26 protein-coding genes are annotated in these 21,335 nt (G+C 47.2%); all 26 read left to right on the plus strand.

Going from position 1 to position 21,335, the window contains the following annotated elements; all coding sequences use genetic code 11:
- Positions 1–744 (plus strand): DnaD domain protein, encoded by a 744-nt coding sequence (locus JNUCC31_RS25045; protein WP_192265686.1) that lies wholly within the window; start codon positions 1–3, stop codon positions 742–744.
- On the plus strand, positions 731–1,081 hold the full coding sequence (locus JNUCC31_RS25050; protein ID WP_192265688.1) for a replicative helicase loader/inhibitor: 351 nt from the start codon (positions 731–733) through the stop codon (positions 1,079–1,081). The genes JNUCC31_RS25045 and JNUCC31_RS25050 overlap by 14 nt, the downstream gene beginning before the upstream one ends.
- A complete protein-coding gene (gene dnaB / locus JNUCC31_RS25055) occupies positions 1,068–2,453 on the plus strand; it encodes a replicative DNA helicase (RefSeq protein WP_228469231.1) in 1,386 nt (461 codons plus the stop codon). The genes JNUCC31_RS25050 and dnaB overlap by 14 nt, the downstream gene beginning before the upstream one ends.
- A 37-nt stretch (positions 2,454–2,490) precedes the next feature.
- Positions 2,491–2,970 (plus strand): sigma factor-like helix-turn-helix DNA-binding protein, encoded by a 480-nt coding sequence (locus JNUCC31_RS25060; RefSeq protein ID WP_228469232.1) that lies wholly within the window; start codon positions 2,491–2,493, stop codon positions 2,968–2,970.
- A 434-nt stretch (positions 2,971–3,404) separates the two neighbouring features.
- Entirely contained in the window at positions 3,405–3,659 is a 255-nt protein-coding gene (locus tag JNUCC31_RS25065) for a hypothetical protein (protein ID WP_228469233.1), read from the plus strand.
- A gap of 176 nt (positions 3,660–3,835) precedes the next feature.
- On the plus strand, positions 3,836–4,381 hold the full coding sequence (locus JNUCC31_RS25070) for a tyrosine-type recombinase/integrase (protein ID WP_192265745.1): 546 nt from the start codon (positions 3,836–3,838) through the stop codon (positions 4,379–4,381).
- Between the two features lie 257 nt (positions 4,382–4,638).
- Positions 4,639–4,947: an HNH endonuclease gene (locus JNUCC31_RS25075; protein WP_192265696.1), complete on the plus strand. Its 309-nt coding sequence runs from the start codon at positions 4,639–4,641 to the stop codon at positions 4,945–4,947.
- 116 nt (positions 4,948–5,063) lie between these two features.
- On the plus strand, positions 5,064–5,417 hold the full coding sequence (locus JNUCC31_RS25080) for a P27 family phage terminase small subunit (RefSeq protein WP_228469237.1): 354 nt from the start codon (positions 5,064–5,066) through the stop codon (positions 5,415–5,417).
- A gap of 26 nt (positions 5,418–5,443) precedes the next feature.
- A complete protein-coding gene (locus JNUCC31_RS25085) occupies positions 5,444–7,150 on the plus strand; it encodes a terminase large subunit (protein ID WP_192273317.1) in 1,707 nt (568 codons plus the stop codon).
- On the plus strand, positions 7,134–8,345 hold the full coding sequence (locus JNUCC31_RS25090; protein ID WP_228469238.1) for a phage portal protein: 1,212 nt from the start codon (positions 7,134–7,136) through the stop codon (positions 8,343–8,345). Before JNUCC31_RS25085 ends, JNUCC31_RS25090 begins: the two co-directional genes overlap by 17 nt.
- Entirely contained in the window at positions 8,338–8,910 is a 573-nt protein-coding gene (locus JNUCC31_RS25095) for an HK97 family phage prohead protease (RefSeq protein WP_192265697.1), read from the plus strand. Before JNUCC31_RS25090 ends, JNUCC31_RS25095 begins: the two co-directional genes overlap by 8 nt.
- The gene (locus JNUCC31_RS25100; RefSeq protein WP_192265698.1) at positions 8,910–10,307 is read left to right on the plus strand and encodes a phage major capsid protein; all 1,398 of its coding nucleotides are present in this window, start codon (positions 8,910–8,912) and stop codon (positions 10,305–10,307) included. The genes JNUCC31_RS25095 and JNUCC31_RS25100 overlap by 1 nt, the downstream gene beginning before the upstream one ends.
- A 19-nt stretch (positions 10,308–10,326) precedes the next feature.
- Positions 10,327–10,497, plus strand: coding sequence for a hypothetical protein (locus JNUCC31_RS25105; RefSeq protein WP_192265699.1), 171 nt, complete (start codon positions 10,327–10,329; stop codon positions 10,495–10,497).
- 1 nt (position 10,498) lies between these two features.
- Positions 10,499–10,777 (plus strand): hypothetical protein, encoded by a 279-nt coding sequence (locus JNUCC31_RS25110; protein ID WP_192265700.1) that lies wholly within the window; start codon positions 10,499–10,501, stop codon positions 10,775–10,777.
- On the plus strand, positions 10,774–11,082 hold the full coding sequence (locus JNUCC31_RS25115) for a phage head closure protein (protein WP_192265701.1): 309 nt from the start codon (positions 10,774–10,776) through the stop codon (positions 11,080–11,082). Before JNUCC31_RS25110 ends, JNUCC31_RS25115 begins: the two co-directional genes overlap by 4 nt.
- Positions 11,079–11,453: an HK97 gp10 family phage protein gene (locus JNUCC31_RS25120; protein WP_192265703.1), complete on the plus strand. Its 375-nt coding sequence runs from the start codon at positions 11,079–11,081 to the stop codon at positions 11,451–11,453. Before JNUCC31_RS25115 ends, JNUCC31_RS25120 begins: the two co-directional genes overlap by 4 nt.
- 6 nt (positions 11,454–11,459) lie before the next feature.
- Positions 11,460–11,795, plus strand: a complete 336-nt coding sequence (locus JNUCC31_RS25125; protein WP_192265705.1) for a hypothetical protein — start codon at positions 11,460–11,462, stop codon at positions 11,793–11,795.
- A gap of 6 nt (positions 11,796–11,801) precedes the next feature.
- Positions 11,802–12,389, plus strand: coding sequence for a major tail protein (locus tag JNUCC31_RS25130; protein ID WP_192265707.1), 588 nt, complete (start codon positions 11,802–11,804; stop codon positions 12,387–12,389).
- A 77-nt stretch (positions 12,390–12,466) separates the two neighbouring features.
- Positions 12,467–12,889, plus strand: coding sequence for a hypothetical protein (locus tag JNUCC31_RS25135; RefSeq protein ID WP_192265709.1), 423 nt, complete (start codon positions 12,467–12,469; stop codon positions 12,887–12,889).
- A gap of 19 nt (positions 12,890–12,908) precedes the next feature.
- The gene (locus JNUCC31_RS25140; RefSeq protein WP_192273550.1) at positions 12,909–13,073 is read left to right on the plus strand and encodes a hypothetical protein; all 165 of its coding nucleotides are present in this window, start codon (positions 12,909–12,911) and stop codon (positions 13,071–13,073) included.
- Between the two features lie 10 nt (positions 13,074–13,083).
- The gene (locus tag JNUCC31_RS25145) at positions 13,084–13,416 is read left to right on the plus strand and encodes a hypothetical protein (RefSeq protein ID WP_192265711.1); all 333 of its coding nucleotides are present in this window, start codon (positions 13,084–13,086) and stop codon (positions 13,414–13,416) included.
- A gap of 30 nt (positions 13,417–13,446) precedes the next feature.
- Positions 13,447–13,584: a Com family DNA-binding transcriptional regulator gene (locus tag JNUCC31_RS34165; protein ID WP_192265714.1), complete on the plus strand. Its 138-nt coding sequence runs from the start codon at positions 13,447–13,449 to the stop codon at positions 13,582–13,584.
- A gap of 39 nt (positions 13,585–13,623) precedes the next feature.
- A complete protein-coding gene (locus JNUCC31_RS25155) occupies positions 13,624–18,075 on the plus strand; it encodes a phage tail tape measure protein (protein ID WP_192265748.1) in 4,452 nt (1,483 codons plus the stop codon).
- Positions 18,072–18,638 (plus strand): phage tail domain-containing protein, encoded by a 567-nt coding sequence (locus tag JNUCC31_RS25160; protein WP_192265718.1) that lies wholly within the window; start codon positions 18,072–18,074, stop codon positions 18,636–18,638. The genes JNUCC31_RS25155 and JNUCC31_RS25160 overlap by 4 nt, the downstream gene beginning before the upstream one ends.
- Before the next feature lie 11 nt (positions 18,639–18,649).
- On the plus strand, positions 18,650–19,060 hold the full coding sequence (locus JNUCC31_RS25165) for a phage tail fiber protein (RefSeq protein WP_192265749.1): 411 nt from the start codon (positions 18,650–18,652) through the stop codon (positions 19,058–19,060).
- Between the two features lie 8 nt (positions 19,061–19,068).
- Positions 19,069–21,327 carry a hypothetical protein gene (locus JNUCC31_RS25170; protein ID WP_192265720.1) on the plus strand — a complete coding sequence of 753 codons (2,259 nt, stop codon included), beginning with the start codon at positions 19,069–19,071 and terminating at the stop codon, positions 21,325–21,327.
- Positions 21,328–21,335 lie beyond the last annotated feature (8 nt).

A 21,335-nucleotide genomic window follows, 5' to 3' on the forward strand; every position in this document is an offset into this window, starting at 1 on the left:
ATGAATTACATCGCAGAAATGACAGCCTTCACAGATTGGCTCGAAACAAATCCATTGGAGCCATCCGCACAGACTTTGTGGTTTCACCTTTTGGTGATTGCAAATAAGAGCGGATGTCCAGAGTGGTTTACAGTAGCCAATATAACACTGATGGCCAAGGTAGGTATTTCTGAAAAATCGCTTAGCAAACATCGGAATGCTCTCATCCAAAAAGGACGACTCATATATAAGAATCAAGGAAAACAGCAAGCCGGAAAATATCAATTGGTTCATCTTACCGGAAATATTACGGTAAAAGATACCGTAAAAAGGGATGTAAAAGATACGGTAAAAAGTGGGGTAAAAGGTTCAGGATTATTAAAAGATTTTAATTCTTCTACTTCTACATCTTCTGATCATGGCGAATACGAATCTTTTTATGCAGCTCACTTACGAGTGTTTGGAGTTGAATGTAATCCATTCCAAGCGCAACAGCTTATCGATTCGATTGAGATGTACAGCATGAGCGAAGAGGTTGTTGTACGAGCTGTAGAACGTGCAGCCATTTCGTCTAAAGGCTACAACTTCAAACTGATTCTCAAAATATTAGACGATTATTACAAAGGTGGTGTCCGCACCTTGGATCAGGCCATTGCCATAGATCGTGAGTTTGATAACCGCAAGAATAAAACGACAACTAAGCCCGATACCAAGGCACGAAGCTTTGCTGAGATGGCGGAAGGGATGGAAAATGAAAATCAGTGAAGTTGGCAAGCTATTCGACAAAATCATAGAGTTTTATCCAGCCTTTACAGGGACTGCTTCGAAACTCCAGAGCTGGCATGAGACCCTAACCGATATCCCTTTTGAACTGGCACAAACTAATCTCAAGAAATACGTTGCTGATCCAGAGAACAAGTATCCGCCGCACCCCGGAGCACTGGCAAAGAAGCCTATTGTGACTGAAAGCGACCGTTACCACACAGGGTTAAAGATGTCTGGACAAAGGATACTTGCGACAAATGAAAATCTTAGTATGGGTGCAGTTGGACCGACAGAAGAACAGCGCAGAAAGGTACGTGATTTGCTTGAAAAAAAATGAACTTGAGTTGCCACATAGTCTGGAAGCTGAGCAATCTGTTCTCGGTGCAATTTTGATTGATCCAAACGCCTTTCTGAATGTGGCAGATACCTTAACTGTCGAACATTTTTACGCTAATCAACACGTGGTCACTTATTCAGCAATGAAAGAGTTATCCGAACTGGGAATAAGCATAGATTTGGTGTCCTTGATGGCAAAGCTTCAGGACAATCAACAACTGGATACGGCAGGCGGTGTAAGCTACCTTGCAAGGATGGCAAAGAGCGTACCGACAGCAGCCAATATCACACACTATGCTGAAATTATGCATGACAGATACTTGCACCGGACAACAATTCTTTCACTGGAAGAACAGCTTCGCAACGCATGGAAATCAGATAACGGCATGATGGCCTTGGCAAGTGTACAAACGGCTGCATCGAACCTATCTGACAAAGCCGTTAAGGGTAGAGAGTTTCGAACAGCTCGCGAAGTGTTCCTTTCTGCATTCGACATCATGGAGCAACGTTACGCTAATTCAGGCGATGAGGTAACGGGCATTCGTTCCGGGTATGTTGATCTGGATCGGATGACATCGGGTTTTCAGAACAGTGATCTGATTATTGTTGCAGCTCGTCCTTCCGTGGGTAAAACTGCTTTTGCATTGAACATTGCCCAGTTTGTCGCACTCAAGGGACAGAAGAAAGTGGCGGTTTTCTCGCTTGAGATGTCAGCCGAACAACTTGCGTTAAGAATGATCAGTGCCGAGGGCCATATTGAAGCTAATCGGATACGTACAGGATTCCTACGTGGAGATGATTGGGAAAATGCTACTAACGTAATTTCAACATTAGGCGAATCGCATCTTTTCATTGATGATTCAGCAGCTCTTACAGCTCAGGGGATCATTAACAAATGCCGGAGACTCAAACAGAAATTCGGATTGGATATGATCATGATTGATTATCTCCAACTGATCAGTGGAGAGAAGGGTAAGGAAAACCGTCAACAGGAAGTAACGGATATTTCCCGGAAGTTGAAGCAATTGGCCCGGGAGCTACATATTCCTGTAATCGCATTATCACAACTTAACCGAGCGGTTGAGCAGCGGCAGGATAAACGGCCAATGATGTCCGATCTACGGGAATCAGGAGCTATTGAGCAGGACGCGGATATTGTTGCTTTCCTGCACCGAGAGGATTATTACGATGCGGAGACCGAGAAGAAAAACATTATTGAGATCATCATAGCCAAACAGCGTAACGGTCCAGTGGGAACGGTCGAACTGGTATTTATGAAAGACTACAATAAATTTGCTAATTATGAACGCATGCAGACACCGCGATTAAATAATGATCAACAAGCAGTTCCAGACATGTACAGACAGGGGTGATCAAATGGAGCCATATAGTAGAAGGAACACAATTGACTTGGGAAGAACAACACCAAAAAGTTGCCGACAAGCAAGAAGAATTGCAAAGCGGCTTTACGATCGTGCTGATGCAGATGATAAGAAGATTATTTCTAAAATCATTAGTGAGTGTGAGTTCGTAGAAGAGTGGCTCTCCACCGGAAGAAGGCCAGGTAACAAACGTGGTGTTGAACGCTTGGCAGCATATCAACGTGAAGTACTTGTTGATCCGCTCAAAATGCAAGCCTACGTAAGCAATTCGAAGGCAGGCAGCCCAAGCAACTTGACGGATTGGCAAAGGTTCCAAATTAGCGATGCCCTTTCAAGGCTGAGTGATCGTGAACGAGAATGTTACGTACTGGCTCACGGCGAATGTTATTCTCACAGCGCAATCGCCGACATGCTATATATAAGTAAAGATTCCGTTTCGGAATACATTGACCGTGCACAAAGAAAAATTTCAAAAGATTTGGAGAGTAGCTTATTTTTGATTCAATAACCGCTTAAAGTGGATTTTTTTGTCCCACGAATGCCACCTATAGGTAAGAACTATAATAAAGGAGTTGTTTATAGTTTGGAAGAATCGCACGAACGGGCATCGACAATCGATGTCCTTTTTGCTGTATCAAGCAGGAGGTAATCCCATGGCGATCAAAGCAGTGAAGCGTCCTCCACCTATACCAGTGAAATCGGAACTTCAGCCAGAGCAATGTCGTGGATGCGTATGGGGAACATGGACAGGAAATGTGCAGTTATGTTTGACACCTAAATGCAGGAAGTAGTTCAACTGTGGTGGCGGAATAGGTAGACGCTATATATGGTAGGGTGAAGTGCAGACCATAGAAGAAAGCTTCTCGTGCACACCAATGCAAGGTGCAAATCCTTGCCCACAATATCTTATATGAAAGGATTGATAGTGTGAGTAAAACAGGATTGAATATCACGTTGTTTACATCGAAAGATGAATTGGTCAACGCCAAAGCTGGAGGTAGTACACTGGTAGCTTCAAAGACGAAGACCAAGGATGCAGACTTTCAGATTATTGTTTCAATTGATGCGTGTGATCTGCTTGAGAATGAGGTTCGCGTTAATCTTACTTTGCTTAAAGCAAGTGTGGAAGAAGCCGCACAAGAGTTTGGTGCAGCTATGGGCAATGAGATTAATAGGGTTCTCAGTCAGATTGAGTAGGGAGGTTGCGTTATGGACTACTATATTCAGACAGAGCCGCTTGTGTTGCCTATGGCGCAACCAGTGCTACCGATGAAGCATCAAGTTCTGAATCGTAAGCCGCTGCGCGCAGTGGCAAGGAGTAGTTGTTAATCTGAACGTAATCCCAAACGTTTGGGATTTTGTGAGGTGGTGAGATGAAGTATGTTCAACCGATCAGAGATAAAGAAATCATTGAAGATATCAAAATGAAATTGCTTAGGAAGGAGAATCCCCGAGACTACATTCTTTTTGTCATTGGGATTAATGTTGGCTTCCGAATATCGGACATACTTCCGCTGCGTGTTCGCGATCTGAAGAAACCGTTGCTATACATTACAGAGAAGAAGACGCGCAAGCAAAAGGTTTACGAAATGAATCATGCGGTTAGGCGTGATCTGTTGCGTTTGATCGGGGATCGACCGGACAATGAATTCTTGATCAAAAGCAGGGAAGGGATTAACAAACCTTTGGGTCGTTCAATGACATATAAGATCATGAGGGAAATCACTAAGGATTACGGTCTTGAGGGGATTGGGAACCACACGCTTAGGAAGACATATGGATACCATTACTATAAAGAAACTAAGGATGTGGCAGAGTTGCAGGAGATATTTAACCACTCTGACCCGAACGTGACATTGCGATATATCGGTATTACGCAAGACACAATCAACCTCTCGACGAGACGGTTCAGATTATGAGTTACCCATAAAATGAAGGTGTGGAACTGGGAAATGATCGAAGCCGGAAAGCCTTGGTGCATAAGGGTTTGTTGGTTCTCAACGAGTTACCCACAATTTAAGATAAGGGTAATTCACTTTTATACAGAAAATGAATAAAATCATGGTTTCAGAAGCAGAGAATCATTAGGTTTTAGCAGAAAGATTGCCTTAGTGATGCGGCGTTTCGGCTGAAAACTAATAATAAAATACAACGAATATTTATGCATGGAGGGATTATGAGCGGATCGTTCTATAAATCCACCAAGTGGAAACGGAAGCGGGCGGTTATTTTACGTAGGGATGAATACATGTGCCGACAGAGCAAAAGGTACGGTAAGACCGAACCGGCTACCACGGTACATCACATCTACCCATTCGAGTTTTACCCAGAGCTGGCGCTGGTTGAATGGAATTTAATCTCGCTATCTGATGCGCAACACAATGCCATGCACGACAGGACGACCCATGAGCTGACAGAGCTTGGTCTTGCTTGGCAAGAGCGAGTTCGGAAGCAGTTCGAAGAATGGCAAGGAAAGGGAAATTAATATTTTCGAGATATCCCCCCTCCCTTACGGGATTTATTCCGGCCCCCTAGGGACCGGGCAGGGGAGCCTTTTCCAATAGAGCGGGTCTCCAAAAGTTTTTTTGGGGAGGTGAGGACGTGGCGGAGGCAACCGAGAAAGAAAAGATCAAACGGAAGACCGTTGCCGAAATGAAGAAGCTCGGCGTGTACAAAAAAGAGTATGGTCGGGTGATTGAAATTTATGCGGAGTTGGTTGCGCAGTACGATAAGCTCAATCGCGACTTTGAGGAAGGTGGATATAAGTTCGAAGTGATCACCGCCCAAGGGGGAGCGAAGAAGGCACCAATTGTCGCCACACTGGAAACGCTGCGCAAAGACATTCTGACTTACTCGGATCGGCTTTGTCTTAATCCGAAGTCGATTGAGACAGTGACAACGGATAATAAGAAAGGTAAATCAAAACTGGCAGGAGTGCTGGGTGGTCGGAAGTGATCCAACACGCCAATTACGATGTTGTAATGGAATATGCCAGTAGTATAACGGATCGGCGTAAGATTGCTTGCAAGGAATTGATTCAGGGGGCGGAAAGGTTCTTTCGTGATCTGGACAACCCGGACTATGACTTTGACCCGGAAGATGCCGAATTTGTCATTGATATTATTGAAAGCACTTTTGTTCATGCTCAAGGCGAGATGTTGGATGGTACACCACTTCGCGGCATGCCGTTCTTGCTGGAACCATTCCATAAGTTCATGGTGTACAACCTTCTTGGCTTCTTCAAGAAAGGGACCAAAATCCGGCGTTACACAGAAGCCTTCATCTATATACCGCGTAAGAACATTAAAACCAGCTTTGCGGCTGGTCTAGCGTGGGCGCTTGGTCTGCTGAATCGCCGAAGCGGTAGTAAGGTGTACATTGTTGCGGCGGCCTTGAAGCAATCCTTGGAAAGCTTCAACTTCATCAATTTCAACCTGGACGCGATGGGTGAGAAGGATAACTTTCGCGTCATTGATAATAATCAGGAACATAGCATTCAGGGAGAATTTGAAGATGGGTCATTGTATATTCAGGCACTGGCAGCAAACCCGGACCGTCAGGACTCCTTGAACTGTAATATTGCCATTGCGGATGAGATCCACGCCTATAAGTCGCCCAAGCAATACAACATCATCAAGGAAGCCATGAAGGCATACACCAACAAATTGATGATCGGTATTACAACAGCAGGCGACAACATGACAAGCTTTTGCTATCAACGTCTCCAGTATTGCAAGAAGATACTGGATGGTACGGTGAAAGATGAGGCTTATTTCGTGTTTATCTCGAAAGCGGACCAAGATCCGGAAACGGGGGAAGTCGATTACACGAATCCGATCATCCACCAAATGGCGAATCCAGCTTACGGGGTTTCCATTCGTCCTGAAGACATTTTGAACGATGCTCTACAGGCACAGAATGATCCCCAGCAGCGGAAGGACTTCTTTGCTAAGTCACTGAACATATACACGGCAGCCCTGAAGGCGTATTTCAATATCGATGAGTTCAAGTCATCGAACCGTAAATATAAGTGGACACTGGAAGAATTGGCTAAATTGCCGATTGAATGGTACGGCGGGGCGGACTTGTCCAAACTCCATGACTTAACAGCCTCGGCGCTCTATGGAACGTATGGTGATGTGGATATCATTATTACCCATGCGTGGTTCCCGATTGTGGCGGCTACAAAGAAAGCCGAGGATGACAATATTCCGCTGTTCGGATGGAAGGATGATGGATGGCTGGATATGTGTAACAGTCCGGTGGTCAATCATGCCGATGTTGTTAACTGGTTTATTCAAATGAAGAAGACGGGATTTAACATTAAGCAAGTCGGATTTGACCGTAAGTTTAGCCGTGAGTTCTTTGCAGGCATGCGTAAGGCAGGATTCAAGATGATTGACGAACCGCAATACTTCTGGCGCAAGTCGCAAGGTTTCCGGCGAATTGAAATGCGGGCGAAGGAAGGCAAGCTGTATTACCTTGGTTCAGATGCATTTGAGTATTGCGTGCAGAACGTTCGGGCCATCGAAAAGACCGATGACATGATTCAATATGAGAAGGTTGAAGATAATCAGCGGATCGACTTATTCGATGCCGCTGTTTTTGCGTGCGTCCGGCAGCTTGAGAATTTTGAAACGGCTGGTACGGCTAAGGGCTGGCTGAAAGGGGGTGGAAGAGCTGAGTAAAAAGAAGAGAGGCCGCAGCGCAAGCCAGAACCGAGCCGATTCAAAATCGAGTGTAGGTTGGTTTATGACAACCGAAGCACACGACATGTTGTGTGTGCCGGGATATACCAGATTGTCCGATAACCCGGAAGTGAAGATGGCCGTTCATAAGATTTCAGAGCTGATCAGCACCATGACCATCCACCTGATGCAGAACACAGATAACGGTGATGTTCGGATCAGGAATGGACTGGCACGAAAAATAGACGTTGACCCGTACAGTCTGATGACGCGCAAGACATGGATGTACAACATTGTCAGTACCTTACTGTTGCATGGAGATGGTAACAGTGTTGTTTATCCGAAAATGAGGGCGGGTCTGATTGATGAGCTGATTCCCTTTAAGCCATCAAGCGTGAGTTTTCAAGACACGGATAAAGGCTATTTGATTCGATATCAAGGTCAGGCGTACGACCATGATGAAGTGCTTCATTTTGTAATCAATCCTGACCCGGAACGACCGTGGATCGGAACTGGGTATAGGGCAGTGCTGAAGGACATTATTCACAACCTCAAACAGGCTACAGCCACGAAGAAGGGTTTCATGAGTGGGAAGTATATGCCAAGCCTGATTGTGAAGGTGGACGCGAATACAGCAGAGTTGTCCAGTGAAGAGGGACGCAACGATGTGTACAATATGTACCTTGAACGCTCCGAAGCAGGACAACCATGGATTATCCCGGCCGACATGATTGAAGTGGAGCAGGTTAAGCCATTGTCCTTAAACGATATTGCGATTAATGAATCGGTTCAACTGGATAAGCGAACGGTGGCGGGCATTCTTGATGTGCCAGCCTTTTTTGTTGGTGTCGGTGATTTCCGCAAGGATGAATATAACGCCTTTGTGAATACGCGGATTCAGCCTTTGGCGATGGGAATCGTACAGGAATTGACCCGGAAGCTGGTTTTTGCACCGGATATGTATTTCAAGTTCAATCCGCGTAGCCTTTACGCCTATGACCTTAAAGAACTGGCAGATGTCGGGAGCAATCTTTTTGTTCGAAGTCTCATGCTGGGAAATGAGGTTCGGGATTGGATCGGTTTGTCGCCGCTTGAGGGTCTAAATGAACGGATCATCCTTGAAAACTACATTCCAGCCGGAATGATCGGGGAACAGAAAAAGCTGAACCAAGGGGGAGGTGAGGAAGATGGATAGGACAGTGAAAGTTACCCGCAGCCTGACAACCAAACTCGAAACACGTGAAGCGGATGACCAGTCTTTGGTGATTGAAGGCTATTTTGCAGTGTTCAACCGGGAAACAGAGCTTTGGCAAGGCGCTTTCGAAGAGATTGCGTCTGAAGCGTTCGAACGCACCCTTAGTAATGATATCCGGGCGCTGGCGAATCACGAAACCATGTTTGTTCTTGGCCGGAATAAGGCGGGAACGCTGGAACTGAAAACGGACAGTCATGGTCTTTGGGGTAGAGTCAAGATCAACCCGGATGATTCGGACGCGATGAACCTGTATGCGAGGGTTAAGCGAGGCGATGTAGATCAATGTTCTTTCGGTTTCAACATTTTGCGAGAGGAAACAGATTGGCGGGATGACGGCACGGTGAAATGGACCATTCGCGAGATTGATCTACATGAGGTGAGCGTTGTCACGTTCCCGGCCTACGCTGATACAGGGGTGCAGGCAAGGAAGGATGAGGTTGCGCAGCATCGTGACCGTCAAATGCAACAACGGAAACATCAACTAAAGGGGAGGCTGATTAAATAATGGCACTGAGACAAATTATGCTTGCAAAAAAGATTAAACAGCGGAAGGCAGACTTGGAAGGCTATCTGGAACAGGAACGCGGACTCATTACTCGGTCTGAAGAACTGGAGCGAGCGATTGAAGAAGCTACTACCGAAGAGGAAATCAATACAGTGGAAGAAAGTATTGAGGCACTTGAGCAGGAGAAGGAAGAGGTTGCTTCCAAGAAAGGCACACTTGAAGATGAAATTACACAAATGGAATCTGAACTGGAAGAGTTGAACAGTAAAGAGCCTACCAATACGCCCGGAAATGGCGGAGAGCAAAGACAACAAATGCAACAACCACAAATCGTAGGGGGCGAAACAAGAATGAGCAAAAGAGCAAACTTTGGTATGACTCGGGAGCAACGTACAGCGTATGTGCAACGGGCCGAGGTAAAAGAATTCTATGAACGCGTTCGTAGCCTGATGGCTGAGAAACGTGCAGTTAATGGTGCGGAGCTGACCATTCCTGATACGGTGCTAGAGCTGCTTCGTGACAATCTGGATGGGTTCTCAAAATTGGTCAAGTATGTTCGACTTCGCCCATTGAAAGGAACAGCACGTCAAACGATTGCTGGTGAAATCCCGGAAGCAATCTGGACGGAAGCTTGCGGGAAGCTCAATGAATTGTCCTTTGATTTCTCTCAGATTGAGATTGATGGATACAAGGTTGGCGGTTTTATTCCGGTTTGCAAAGCTACATTGGAAGATTCGGATATTAACCTTGCAAATGAAGTAGAGTACATGCTTGGCGAAGCGATCGGATATGCGCTGGACAAGGCGATTGTATACGGCACTGGCGTGAAAATGCCGCTCGGTTTCGTTACACGTCTGGCTGATGCAACACCTGATTATGGCCCTGATGTATCGACCACTAACATCAAAAAGTTGCCAGTGGCTACGGGAGTTGAACTGTTTAAGTCTGTGCTGAAAACACTTGCGAATGCGAAAAGCCGTAGAGCGAGAAACGGGCTTGTGTTGGTCATGAATGAGATGACTTGGAACAGCTTGGTTCTTCCTGAATCCCTTTCCGTTAATGCTGCGGGTACGATTGTGGCGGCTAATGGGGGCACGTTCCCTGTTGTAGGTGCAAAAGTTGAATTCCTTGATTTTGTTCCGGTAGGCGACATTGCAGGCGGATATCTTGAGAAGTATCTGTTGTCTGAGCGTCAAGGCGGTTTCTTTGGTGCATCCGAGCATGTGCGTTGGATCGAGGATGAAGTCGTGTTTAAGGGCACGGCACGCTATGACGGGAAACCTGTACGTCCTGATTCATTCATTCTCTTTAACATCCAGAACGCGGAGCCGACAAAAAGTGTTGCATTCGCACCTGATAAGGCTAATGAAGCAACTGAAACTCCAGACGGAGCCTAAACACGAAAGGGTGATCTAAATGCCTTACATCGTCATTAAGGATTTCAAGGATTTAGAAGATAAAAATCACATTTACCGTGCCGGGGATAAGTATCCTCGGTCTGGCCGTGGGAAAAAGGAACGCTTAGAAGAATTGTTGAGTTCGGACAATCTTCGCGGCGAACCATTAATTGAGGAAGTAGGCGATTGATATGGATATCGCCCTGATTGTTGGATTAATCAAGGAACGTTTGGCTATTCGTGCAAACGTGCGGGACAACTACATTACGGCCATCGCTAATTCGGTGGTCACGGAACTGGAGGATGAGAAGGGGTTGACGCTGGATGCGGACAACGCCAATCACCTCCAGTTTTGCGTAGATTATGCCGCGTGGCGCTACCAGAGCAGGGACACCGAGGGTTCAATGCCGAGACACCTTCAATTCAGGCTCCATAACCTGATTCTGCATGCACGGAGGAAGAACACATGAGAGGTGACCACGAACTCATCTTAATCAAGCCCGGTGGCCGTACAAAAGATAACATCGGGAATGAGATCGTCATTGATCCTGTGGAAACGCCAGTGCTTTGTGATCTTCGTTCGGTGGGGCGCAATGAATTTTATAGCGCAGCTACCGCCGGGATGGCACCGGAAATCGTCTTTGTCATGCATCCATATGAATACAGCGGCGAGCAGCTAGTCACGTTTGAAGGCGTTCGATATCAAGTCATTCGGACATATTCAGAGCATGACGAGGAAGTCGAGCTAGTATGTGGGAAGGTGAAGGGCAAATGACAACCATTAACCAACTGGCGCAGGAAATCGTGAGGGCTGTCAAGGCATATACAGATGATGTCTCTGACGCGATAGAAACGCGTGTTGATGAAGTTGCGGAACTGGTTCGTGCTGATGTTGAAGCCAATGCACCTAAGAGGACAGGGAAGTATGCCAAAGGATTCAAGGTGACCAAACAGGGAAGTAGTGGAAAGGCCAAGCGAGTGGTTTGGAATAAGAAAAAATCCAGAATCGTTCATTTGAATGAATTCGGATATGCGAAGCGGGGCGGCGGCAGAGTTGCAGGCCGTCCACATTTGCGTCCTGCCTATGATCGTCATGCCGCGAATCTACCGGACGATATTAAACGAATCATCAGGAACGGGGGATAGACGGGGATGCAGCAAGCCGAATTATATCAACTGCTTGAATCCATCGGATTACCCTTAGCCTATGGCGAGTTCAAGTCTACGCCTGAATTACCCGCTCCTGATCCGCCGTTCATCGTCTATCAATTTGCCTATTCGGGCGACTTGATGGCGGACAACCGGAACTATCTGAAGATTTCCAATTTTCAGATCGAGCTATACACCGACATCAAGGATTTGGTGGCTGAAGGGCTTGTGGAAGATGTCCTTGAAGTGGCTGAATTACCATATTCGAAAACCGAAATTACGCTTGATAGCGAAGCGATGTATCAAATCATTTATGAAATACAACTCATTGGAGGGTGACGACAAATGTCAGAAAACAAAGTTACGTTTGGTCTGGACAAGGTACACATTGCATTCTTTGATAAAGATGCTACAACCGGACAACCAGCATGGGAAACGCCAATTCCGATTCCAGGTGCTGTGCGCTGGACACCTGAAGCGCAAGGGGAGACAACCACGTTTTATGCTGACAACATGGCATATTTCCTTGTGACAAGTAACAACGGTTATACCGGAGAACTGGAGATGGCAAACATTCCAGATGAGATCAAAGCCCGGATGTTTGGCTGGAAGATTGATGACAATGGTATGTTGGTCGAAATCGCAGACGGTATGCCTGAGAAATTTGCTTTGCTGGGCCAAGTGAAAGGCGACAAGCGTGATAGACGCTTCGTGCACTACGATTGCCAAGCAGCTCGTACAGCGAAGGAGAATACCACTAAAGGGGAGTCAACAGAAATTGTGGGCGAAACCTTGACAATGACAACTTCGCCAATTGAGATCAATGATAATGTCATCGTTAAAGGTGATATGGAATTGAACGCAACGAATGCAACTGAGTTCAATTCCTTCTTCTCCAAAGTCTACACGCCGACATTCACACCTGCGGCTTAACTTCTCAAAGATTTGGAATCCCGTCCGGTGAGATTGGACGGGATTCAGCCATATTTAAATGAATGGAGACGATAGGCATGAAAGAACTTCAATTTGGAGAAAAGAAAGTACCAATCACTGCATCAGCCCCGGCACTACTTTACTATAGACAGGAATTTGGAGCTGATTTAATTGGCGATATGACAAAGATGATTAGCGACTATGATACAGGTGGAGATCAAGAAGAAAACCCAGAAGTCAACCCTGTAGCTACCACATCCGATGCTCTTGCACTGGGTAATATTAACTTCTTGTCTTTCCTGCAACTGGCTTGGGCTATGGCGAAGGCGTATCAGTACGGAAAACCCTTCCCTAAATTTGAAACGTGGCTGAATGATTATGGTGAAGATATCGATTTCTCGGATGAGGGATTCATTATCGATATTGTGGAGGAAGCCACGACAGGCTTTTTTCGTCAAAATCAGGGAGTCAAAGGAGCATTCGCAGGCCGTAGAAAATGATTCTCGTTTAGAGATAGATATGTTGGCGATTGGCAAGCGAATCGGCTTGAGCATGCAGGAAATGAGCGAAATGACCTGTTCTGATTTAATTGATCTTGCTCGAAGCTTCACAGGGAAGGAAGAGCAGAAGAAAGGGCCGCGAGAAGCTACACAAGCGGACATTGATGCCTTTTATGGGCGTTAGGAGTGTACACATGTTACCAATGACATGCAGTGATGGGTGCGGTCAGGATTTCGTGCTGATCAGCCATGGAAAAGAACAGGTGTTGCCGGGTGTGGACAGGGTTGGTTTTTCCTGTCCGCATTGCGGCAAGGTTTATACAGCGTATTATTCAAATCGCAAAGTGGAGAAACTCCACGCTGAGCTTGCTGAACTGCAACAGCGTCCGGCAAAGGGCGGTTTAACCCGTAGACAGGTGGAGGGGATCATTGTTCGAATCAAAAACACTAAAAAGAAACTTGCCGCTGAAATGGGGCGGCTACGAATTCAGGTAGAGGGAGATTCCCAAACGTCTGGGAATTTATAAAAGAGCATCATGAATGTGTGGTGAAGCATAATGGAAAAAGTGAAGTGTCCGCATTGCGGGCATTTGCTCTTTAAGGCGCGTTTTGCTGATCTGGAGATCAAGTGTTTGCGGTGCAAAAAAATAGTTGAAGTCAAAATGAAGGAACAGAGCGAGCCGCACACCAAGTAGCGAGCCATGCCTGCCTGATACAAAGGGTAGGTGGGCCGTGTGGCGGAAACGATTAAGGGGATCAACGTTGTCATTGGTGCGGAAACAACGGGGCTTAGCAAAGCCTTATCTGATGTCAACAAAAAATCAAGGGATATCCAATCCGAGCTAAGACAGGTTGAAAAGCTGTTGAAGTTAGATCCGGGGAATACGGAGCTGCTTGCACAGAAACAAAAACTTCTTGCTAATTCGGTGAGCAATACGCAGGAAAAACTAAGCCGCTTACGCCAAGTACAAGAACAAGTGAATCAGCAGTTTGCCCGTGGCGACATCACCGAAGGACAGTACAGAGCATTCCAGCGCGAGGTTCAAAAGACGGAGCAGGAGCTGCGCGGACTGAACAACCGTTTGGATGAGACAACCGAAGAAATTGGAGATCAAGGCAAAAAGGTTAGTAAGCTGGGTCAAGATTACAAAGATGCTTTTGAGCAAGCGAAGCAATCGATGGGTAACAGCTTCGACCAAATGAAGAAAGTCGGCGCGGGGGTCACGGCGTTTGGCACGGGCTTAGCAGCCGGGCTAGGCGTTGCTGTGAAAAGCGCAGCAGACTTTGAACAAGGCATGGCGAATGCCTATTCGGTTATGGACCCGGCAGAGGTAAGTAAGTTCAAGGCCGAACTGGAACAGCTCGCGATCACCATGGGCGCGCAGACGAAGTACAGCGCGACCGAGGCAGCCCAAGGTATCGAAGAACTGATCAAAGCTGGTGTCAAGGTACAAGATGTCATGAGCGGCGGTCTTTCTGGTGCGTTGTCGTTAGCAACGGCTGGAGAATTGGAGCTGGCAGATGCTGCCGAGATTGCTTCTACAGCGCTCAACGCCTTCAAATCCGATTCGCTTTCCGTCCAAGATGCGGCCGATATTTTGGCCGGGGCAGCGAACGCTTCAGCAACCAGCGTAAGCGAACTAAAATTCGGATTGTCCCAATCGGCTTCTGTTGCCGCTTCAGTGGGCTTGTCCTTTAAAGATACAGCAACGGCGTTGGCGGCATTTGCGCAAAATGGCTTGAAGGGGTCTGATGCGGGTACATCCCTCAAAACCATGCTTATGCGGCTTCAGCCAACCACGGCAGACGCTTATGCCACATTCAAGGATTTGGGCCTTTTGACGTTGGACACCGGGAAAGCTATGGAGTATCTTTCGAAACAAGGTATCAAACCTGCTGAAATGAGCATTGACGGTATAACCCAAGCTTTAGCAACTTATATGGCCCGAGCAGACGGGGCCAAGACAGTAACAGGGAAGTATTTTAAGCAAGCGAAGGAAATGGCCGAGGCAAACGGCTGGGTGTATTCGTCATTCTACGATGCGAATGGTTCCCTGAAAGATATGTCTGAAATTGCTGGACTCTTAAACGAAAAGATGTCCGGTCTGAATGACATGCAGCGACAAGCGGCCATGAATACGATGTTCGGATCAGATGCGATCCGCGCGGGTAACATCCTGTATAAAGAGGGTGCCGAGGGGATCGATGCTATGGCGGCGGCCATGGATAAGATCGATGCCCAAATGGTTGCCGCGCAGAAGCTGGATACCCTTAAAGGTGCGCTTGAAGAAATGCGAGGGGCCATGGAGACAGCGCAGATTACTATTGGTAATGCGCTAATTCCAGCCCTGCGGAGAATTGTTTCCACGGTGCAAGTCGTTATCGATATGTTCAACAAGGTACCGGAGGGTACGAAATCATTTATTGCGGTGCTTGGGGCCATCACGGCAGCCTTGGCACTTATTGCGGGGCCACTTCTAATTCTGATTGGATTCATGCCGCAGATTGCGGCGGGGCTGACGATGCTTACACCGATGTTCACGGCACTTTGGACGGCCATCACGGGTCCAATCGGTATTGTTGTCGCAGCCATCGCCGCTGTCGCTGTCGGACTGACATATTTGTACAAGACTAACGAAACGGTAAGAGACGCACTTAACGCAGCTTGGCAAGCCATCAAATCGGCAGCCGAAGCTGTTTTTGGTGCGCTCAAGTCGTTTTGGGCCACGTGGGGCGGAGAGATCACCGGACTATTTAACACACTTTGGAACGGTATCAAGCTAGTCTTTAATACGGTATTTAAAGCCATATCTGAAGTTGTGAAATCCATCTTTGCCGGGATTAAATCATTCTGGGCCACGTGGGGCAATGATATTACAGCTTTCTTCAAGGCATATTGGGCAGGCTTGTCTTTAATCTTCAACACAGTGATTAAAGCCATTTTGGATTTTGTGCGGGTTGCCTTCAATGATATTAAATCCTTCTGGGATAAATGGGGATCAACGATCACGGCTGCATTCAAAGGTGTCTTCGAAATCTTGAAGACGCTATTCAGCGCGACCTTCACTGTGATATTCACGGTTATTAAGACTGTGTTCAACAACATCAAGGCGTTTTGGGATACATGGGGCGCGACAATCACCACCTTGTTCCGTACGGTGTTCAACGTAATCAAATCGGTCTTCACCGGAGTATGGAATGCGATTAAGATCATCGTGGAAACCGTCATCGGTGTGATATCCGGCATTATCAAAACATGGCTGGCCATCTTCAAAGGTGATTGGGCAGGGGCGTGGAACGCAGCCAAAGGTGTAACTGAAACTGTCTGGAAGGGTATCACAGGAATCTTCAAAAATGCATTCGCTACGATGAAAGATGTCGGTAAGAATATCATCCAAGGTCTGGTACAGGGTATCGGCAATATGAAAGACGTGGTTGTTCAAAAGGCCAAAGAGATTTCGGAAGCCATTGGTGGATTCTTCAAGAAATTCTTTGACATCCACTCGCCATCACGACTTACAACCGGATACGGGGAAAACATCGGTCAAGGTTTGGCAAACGGTATTAGCAATAAGACCAAGACAGCGGAAAAGGCAGCTAAGGAGACGGCCACCAAGGTAAACAAGGCGTTCAAGGATGCATTTGCTACCGCTCAGTACAACTTCAAAATGGGCAATCTAGACACTGCCGGTTATGTGGCGGCCTTGCAGAAGGTAAAGGATCAATACGCCAAAACATCAGCACAAGTCCAGAAAGTGACGCTTGAGATTAAGAAAGCCCACGAGCAGCAGACCAAATCGGCTGAGAAGGCGGCGAAGGATTCCTTTGCAGCATCGAAGGCGTACATTGATGCCAGAGCTTCTACGGGCAAGGTTACATTGGAACAAGAATTGGCGATGTGGGAAAAAGTTCAGGCTAAGTACAAAGCCGGAACTGCGCAGCATATCGCGGCCGAGAAGGAAGCCTATAAGATCAAGCAGGAACTGGCAAAAGCAAGCTTCCAGTCTTCGAAGGATTATATTGAAAAGGCGGCAGCCGCAAACGAAATGTCTCTTACTCAGCAGTTATCTGCTTGGGAGCGGGTGCAGGCCAGATATAAAGCCGGATCAGATGAAGCGAAGGCAGCGGAAGAGGCAGCGGGCAAAGTCAAACTGGAGATATACAACCAGCTCACCCAAGCCAGTGAAGATTTCCTTGCAAAAACCAAAGAAGTGAATGCGAATGTCGCCGCTGAAGAATTGCGTCTTAACGGCGTCTACGAACAGGCGGTAGAGCAGCGAGCCAAGGCGATCAACGATTTTGCGGGATTGTTCGACGAAGTGGTTGCCAAGTCCGAGACATCCGGCCAGCAGCTACTGGATAACCTTCGTGGTCAAGTGGACTATCTAGCTACGTGGGCATCTAATATTGAAACGCTGGCCGCGCGAGGCATTGACAAGGGTCTGTTGGAAGAATTGCGGCAAATGGGTCCTAAGGCTGCACCTGAACTGGCAGCGTTGAACACGTTGACGGACGAACAACTTGCAGAGTACACCGGACTTTGGCAAACCAAGTCGGCAGAGTCCCGAGCCATTGCGGTGCAGGAGCTGACCGGATTACGCGAAGATACAGACAAGCAGATTACTCAGCTTCGCGTGGATGCTGCCACTCAATTGGATGGACTCAAGGCTGATTTTGATGCCAAGGTGAAAGCGATCCGGGTCGGTACCACGAACCAGTTTAATGCGATGAAATCCGACTTGCCGAACATCGGTAAGCAAGCGATGCAGGGATTGCTTGATGGACTGTCTTCCATGCAAGGTGCGGTGCAGGCGAAAGCCAAGGCAATTGCCGACTCTGTACGTACCACCATGCAGAAGGCGCTGGATATTCATTCGCCGTCTCGTGAAATGGCATGGATCGGGGAGATGGCCGGGAAAGGGCTTGTGCAAGGTATGGCAAGCATGATGACCAACGTTCAGCGTCAGGCGCGGGAAATGGCCGAAGCGGTTCAACCGTCTGTTGGTTCATCTTCTGGCGGCGGCGCTGATTCCGATTCTATAAGTTTGAACATGGAAGGGCTGTTTTCGGGTGCTGTCTTCAGTGTGCGGAGTGACGAAGACATCCGATCCTTAGCGAAGGAACTTGCACTTGAAATGTTCGCACTCACACAGCAGGCTACGCGAGGTACAGGAGGTGCACGATGAGTAATGAAATGATATGGCTCGGCGGTAAGTCCAATATAGAATTGGGCTTCGAGGTGCGTGGCACGTCTCGCCGTCCGGGTTTACCGGATACCGTGGACCGGACGCTGAACATCCCCGGACGCAATGGATCATACAATTTCGGCGCAGATATCGGGGCGAGAACGTTCGCATACGATTGTGCCATGATTACCAAGGACTATATGGCTCTGCAACAGTCTGTTATGGGGTTGGCTGCTCATTTAGTGGACAGCTACGGAAAACCTCGCAAGCTCGAACTGAGACAGCGAGAGAGGCCGAATCAGGCTTTTTCCGTGCAACTGACAGGCGCTTTTGATCCTGACCGGATTATGGGCTTAGGGATGTTTTCTCTGTCCCTAATCGCTCATGATCCGTTCGCCTATGGGCGCGAAGAAATATCAGAAACAACCATAACGACATCGCCACATCTGGAGAATGTCTTCAGTGGTGGTAATGTCCGAACAGCACCACTTATTATCCTGACCAATCAGGGTACAAATGTTATTCGAAAATTTCGCATCGCCAATGAGTATCAAATTGAATAGGAGGGGTTATTTTGGCTGAGGTATTGTTATCCAAATCTATCTATTGGAAGAAAGCATCGATTAATGCAGCGTTGCGAGGCATTAGTTTCACTGCTCCACCTAAAGTATATATTGCACTTTACACATCTAACCCTACAGATGCCGATACGGGCCAAGAGGTGACAGGCGGGGGGTATTCGCGTCAACAAGTGATATTCGGGGAACCCGTGGTCACAGACCGGAGAGCAGGGGTTCAGAATACTGCTGATGTATCATTTCCAATCGCTACAGCAGACCAAGGCATGGTGACACACATTGGAATCCGGGACGCGCCGACAGGAGGTAATTTGTTGTATCACGGAGCCGTGAAAACGCCGAGAACGGTATTGATCAATGATCTAATACGTTTCTTGGTTGGGCAACTTAAGATAGACGAAGGGTAGGTGGCAATATGAAAAAGATGTATCCAGCAGTTGTAAACTCTCCTAAAACGGAGCTTACGGATTTAATTACAGAGTCACAGACAGATATAACTGTCGCTGATATTGAAGTCCTTTTGACAGGTGAAGGGATTGCCACAATTGGAAACGGGGACGCCGCAGAAACCATTTTGTATACATCCGTTGACGGAAACACATTGATTGGGTGTGTTCGGGGATTCCAAGGCGTTGCCAGAGCATGGACAGCAGGAACGAGGGTTGCTCGTAATTTTGCCGCTGCGGATTGGGACGCGGCTCGCGAAAATATATTGGAACTAGCTGATAGACTGGATACTCCCGAGCGTGCATCCATTACACTCCAACCCAGACTACATGTTGTCAGTGCTAATCAGGACGCAGCGTTTAAGCTGGCGGGGCTACAAGGCCGGACAGTGCTTAACTACCAAAGTCAGGTGGGTATATTTGGGGTGCTTAACCCGTATGTGATCCGGTATGGGGCTAACCTATTGCCACCGTTTTACGAATGGGAAACGGGCATTCAACCTGGCGATAACATATCCATTGATAATCCACACAAAGTAACGATTAACGCCACGACAGTCGGTGGTAGCTACGTTAGATATTATGTTCCCGTCATTCCTTCGCAACAATATATTGTGTCCGTTTCATCTCAAGGAGCAAACGCAAGCATGTACTGTTACTTTTGCGGTGAAGACAAAACAAGAATTGACGGCGTGAGAATTAATTTTGGAGTAATAACTCCAATCCAAGGAACGATTTATTTGGAAGTCGTCCTTAATACACTGGATTCGAATTACGCCAAGATTACAGGTACTGCAATATTTACAGAAGCTTCGATGATAATCGGAAACACAGCAAAGCCATTCAAACCACGTGAAGACTCCATGTTTGCCCTGCAAACAGAGCTACATGCTAATCCAGACACTGGCGCTAACCCAGACAGCGTATTTGAGCGTGATGGGCAGTATTTCAAACTGGCGAAGTGGCGTAAGGTTGTATTGGATGGTAGTAGAACATGGGGAATTGGCGAGGCTGGTGGTTCTGCTGGACTCAAACAAGTTAAAGCGGCAGGTCTAGCACTGAACGCAGTAGCTGGGAGCGGAATTGTCACGAAATTTGATGGTAAGTTATTGCCCCAAGGAAGCACGGGCAACACGCCCGATACTAACGCAGTCACTTCAGCAGGGGATGTATACATGTCTATTCCAAGTGCCGACAGTGGATGGGGAGACTCATATACACCGACATTAGAAGAGATTAAGGCGTATTTCATGGGATGGAAGATGTACGATGTAAATACCAATCCTGATGGAAGTGGTGTTTATAACAGAACTGATGGAGTGGGGAAATGGTTCGTTCCAGTCGATCGATCTTCTGGCGGTGTCAACGCACTTCCGACAACGAAGGTTCTTACGGTTGCGCCATACCAACTCCTATACCAGCTTGCAACTCCTGTCGTGGAACCGATCACGTCTGAGGGGCAATTGACGTTCTTTGAGGGAGATAATCAGGTGGAGGTAGGAACAGGGATTGTGTTGCGTGAATCGACAAAGCCTGCGCTGTCCTCTCTCTACAATACGTATGAGATCAATTCCGTCAACACGGTAGGGACAGTAGCCCCAAACCCGTTAAAGCATAAGGCGAAGCAAGTGGTGACAATTTACAAAAATAATCGTCAAGATAAGTGGTCGAGGATATCCGATACAAATAGCAACGGGGTTGAACGTGCATTTTTAAATGCACCTTTGTTTGATCCATCAGCAGCCTACAGTGTCACATACCTGATGCTGGACAAGTATCCGGTTGCCGACTTCACCGGGACGTATGCCGAGAATGAAAAGGCTCTGCTGCTGGATGCCGTTAAATCCATTCAGGAGAACACGACACGGATATCGGTGCTGGAGTCGAAAAAGGCGGAGAAGGATGCTCCTGCATGGATTGCGCCGACACTGCTTAATGGATGGGTGATTTACAACGATACTCTGCCAGTTGGATACTACAAAGACAGTAACGGGATTGTGCGTTTCAAGGGGATGGTTAAAAGCGGTGCGCTTAACTCTATACTCCTGAAATTGCCACCAGGCTATCGACCAAAGAATATGAGTATGCAGTTTGTAGCCCACTCATCTGATGGTAGCGGACAGGTATTGGGGCGGATCATCGTTAACGCTAACGGTGACGTGCAGCCTTATGGTGGAAGCACAACGCTATACTCTCTCGATTCAATTTCATTTTTGTCCGAACAGTAAAGGAGGGA

This window comes from Paenibacillus sp. JNUCC-31 (assembly GCF_014844075.1).
Taxonomy (GTDB): domain Bacteria; phylum Bacillota; class Bacilli; order Paenibacillales; family Paenibacillaceae; genus Paenibacillus.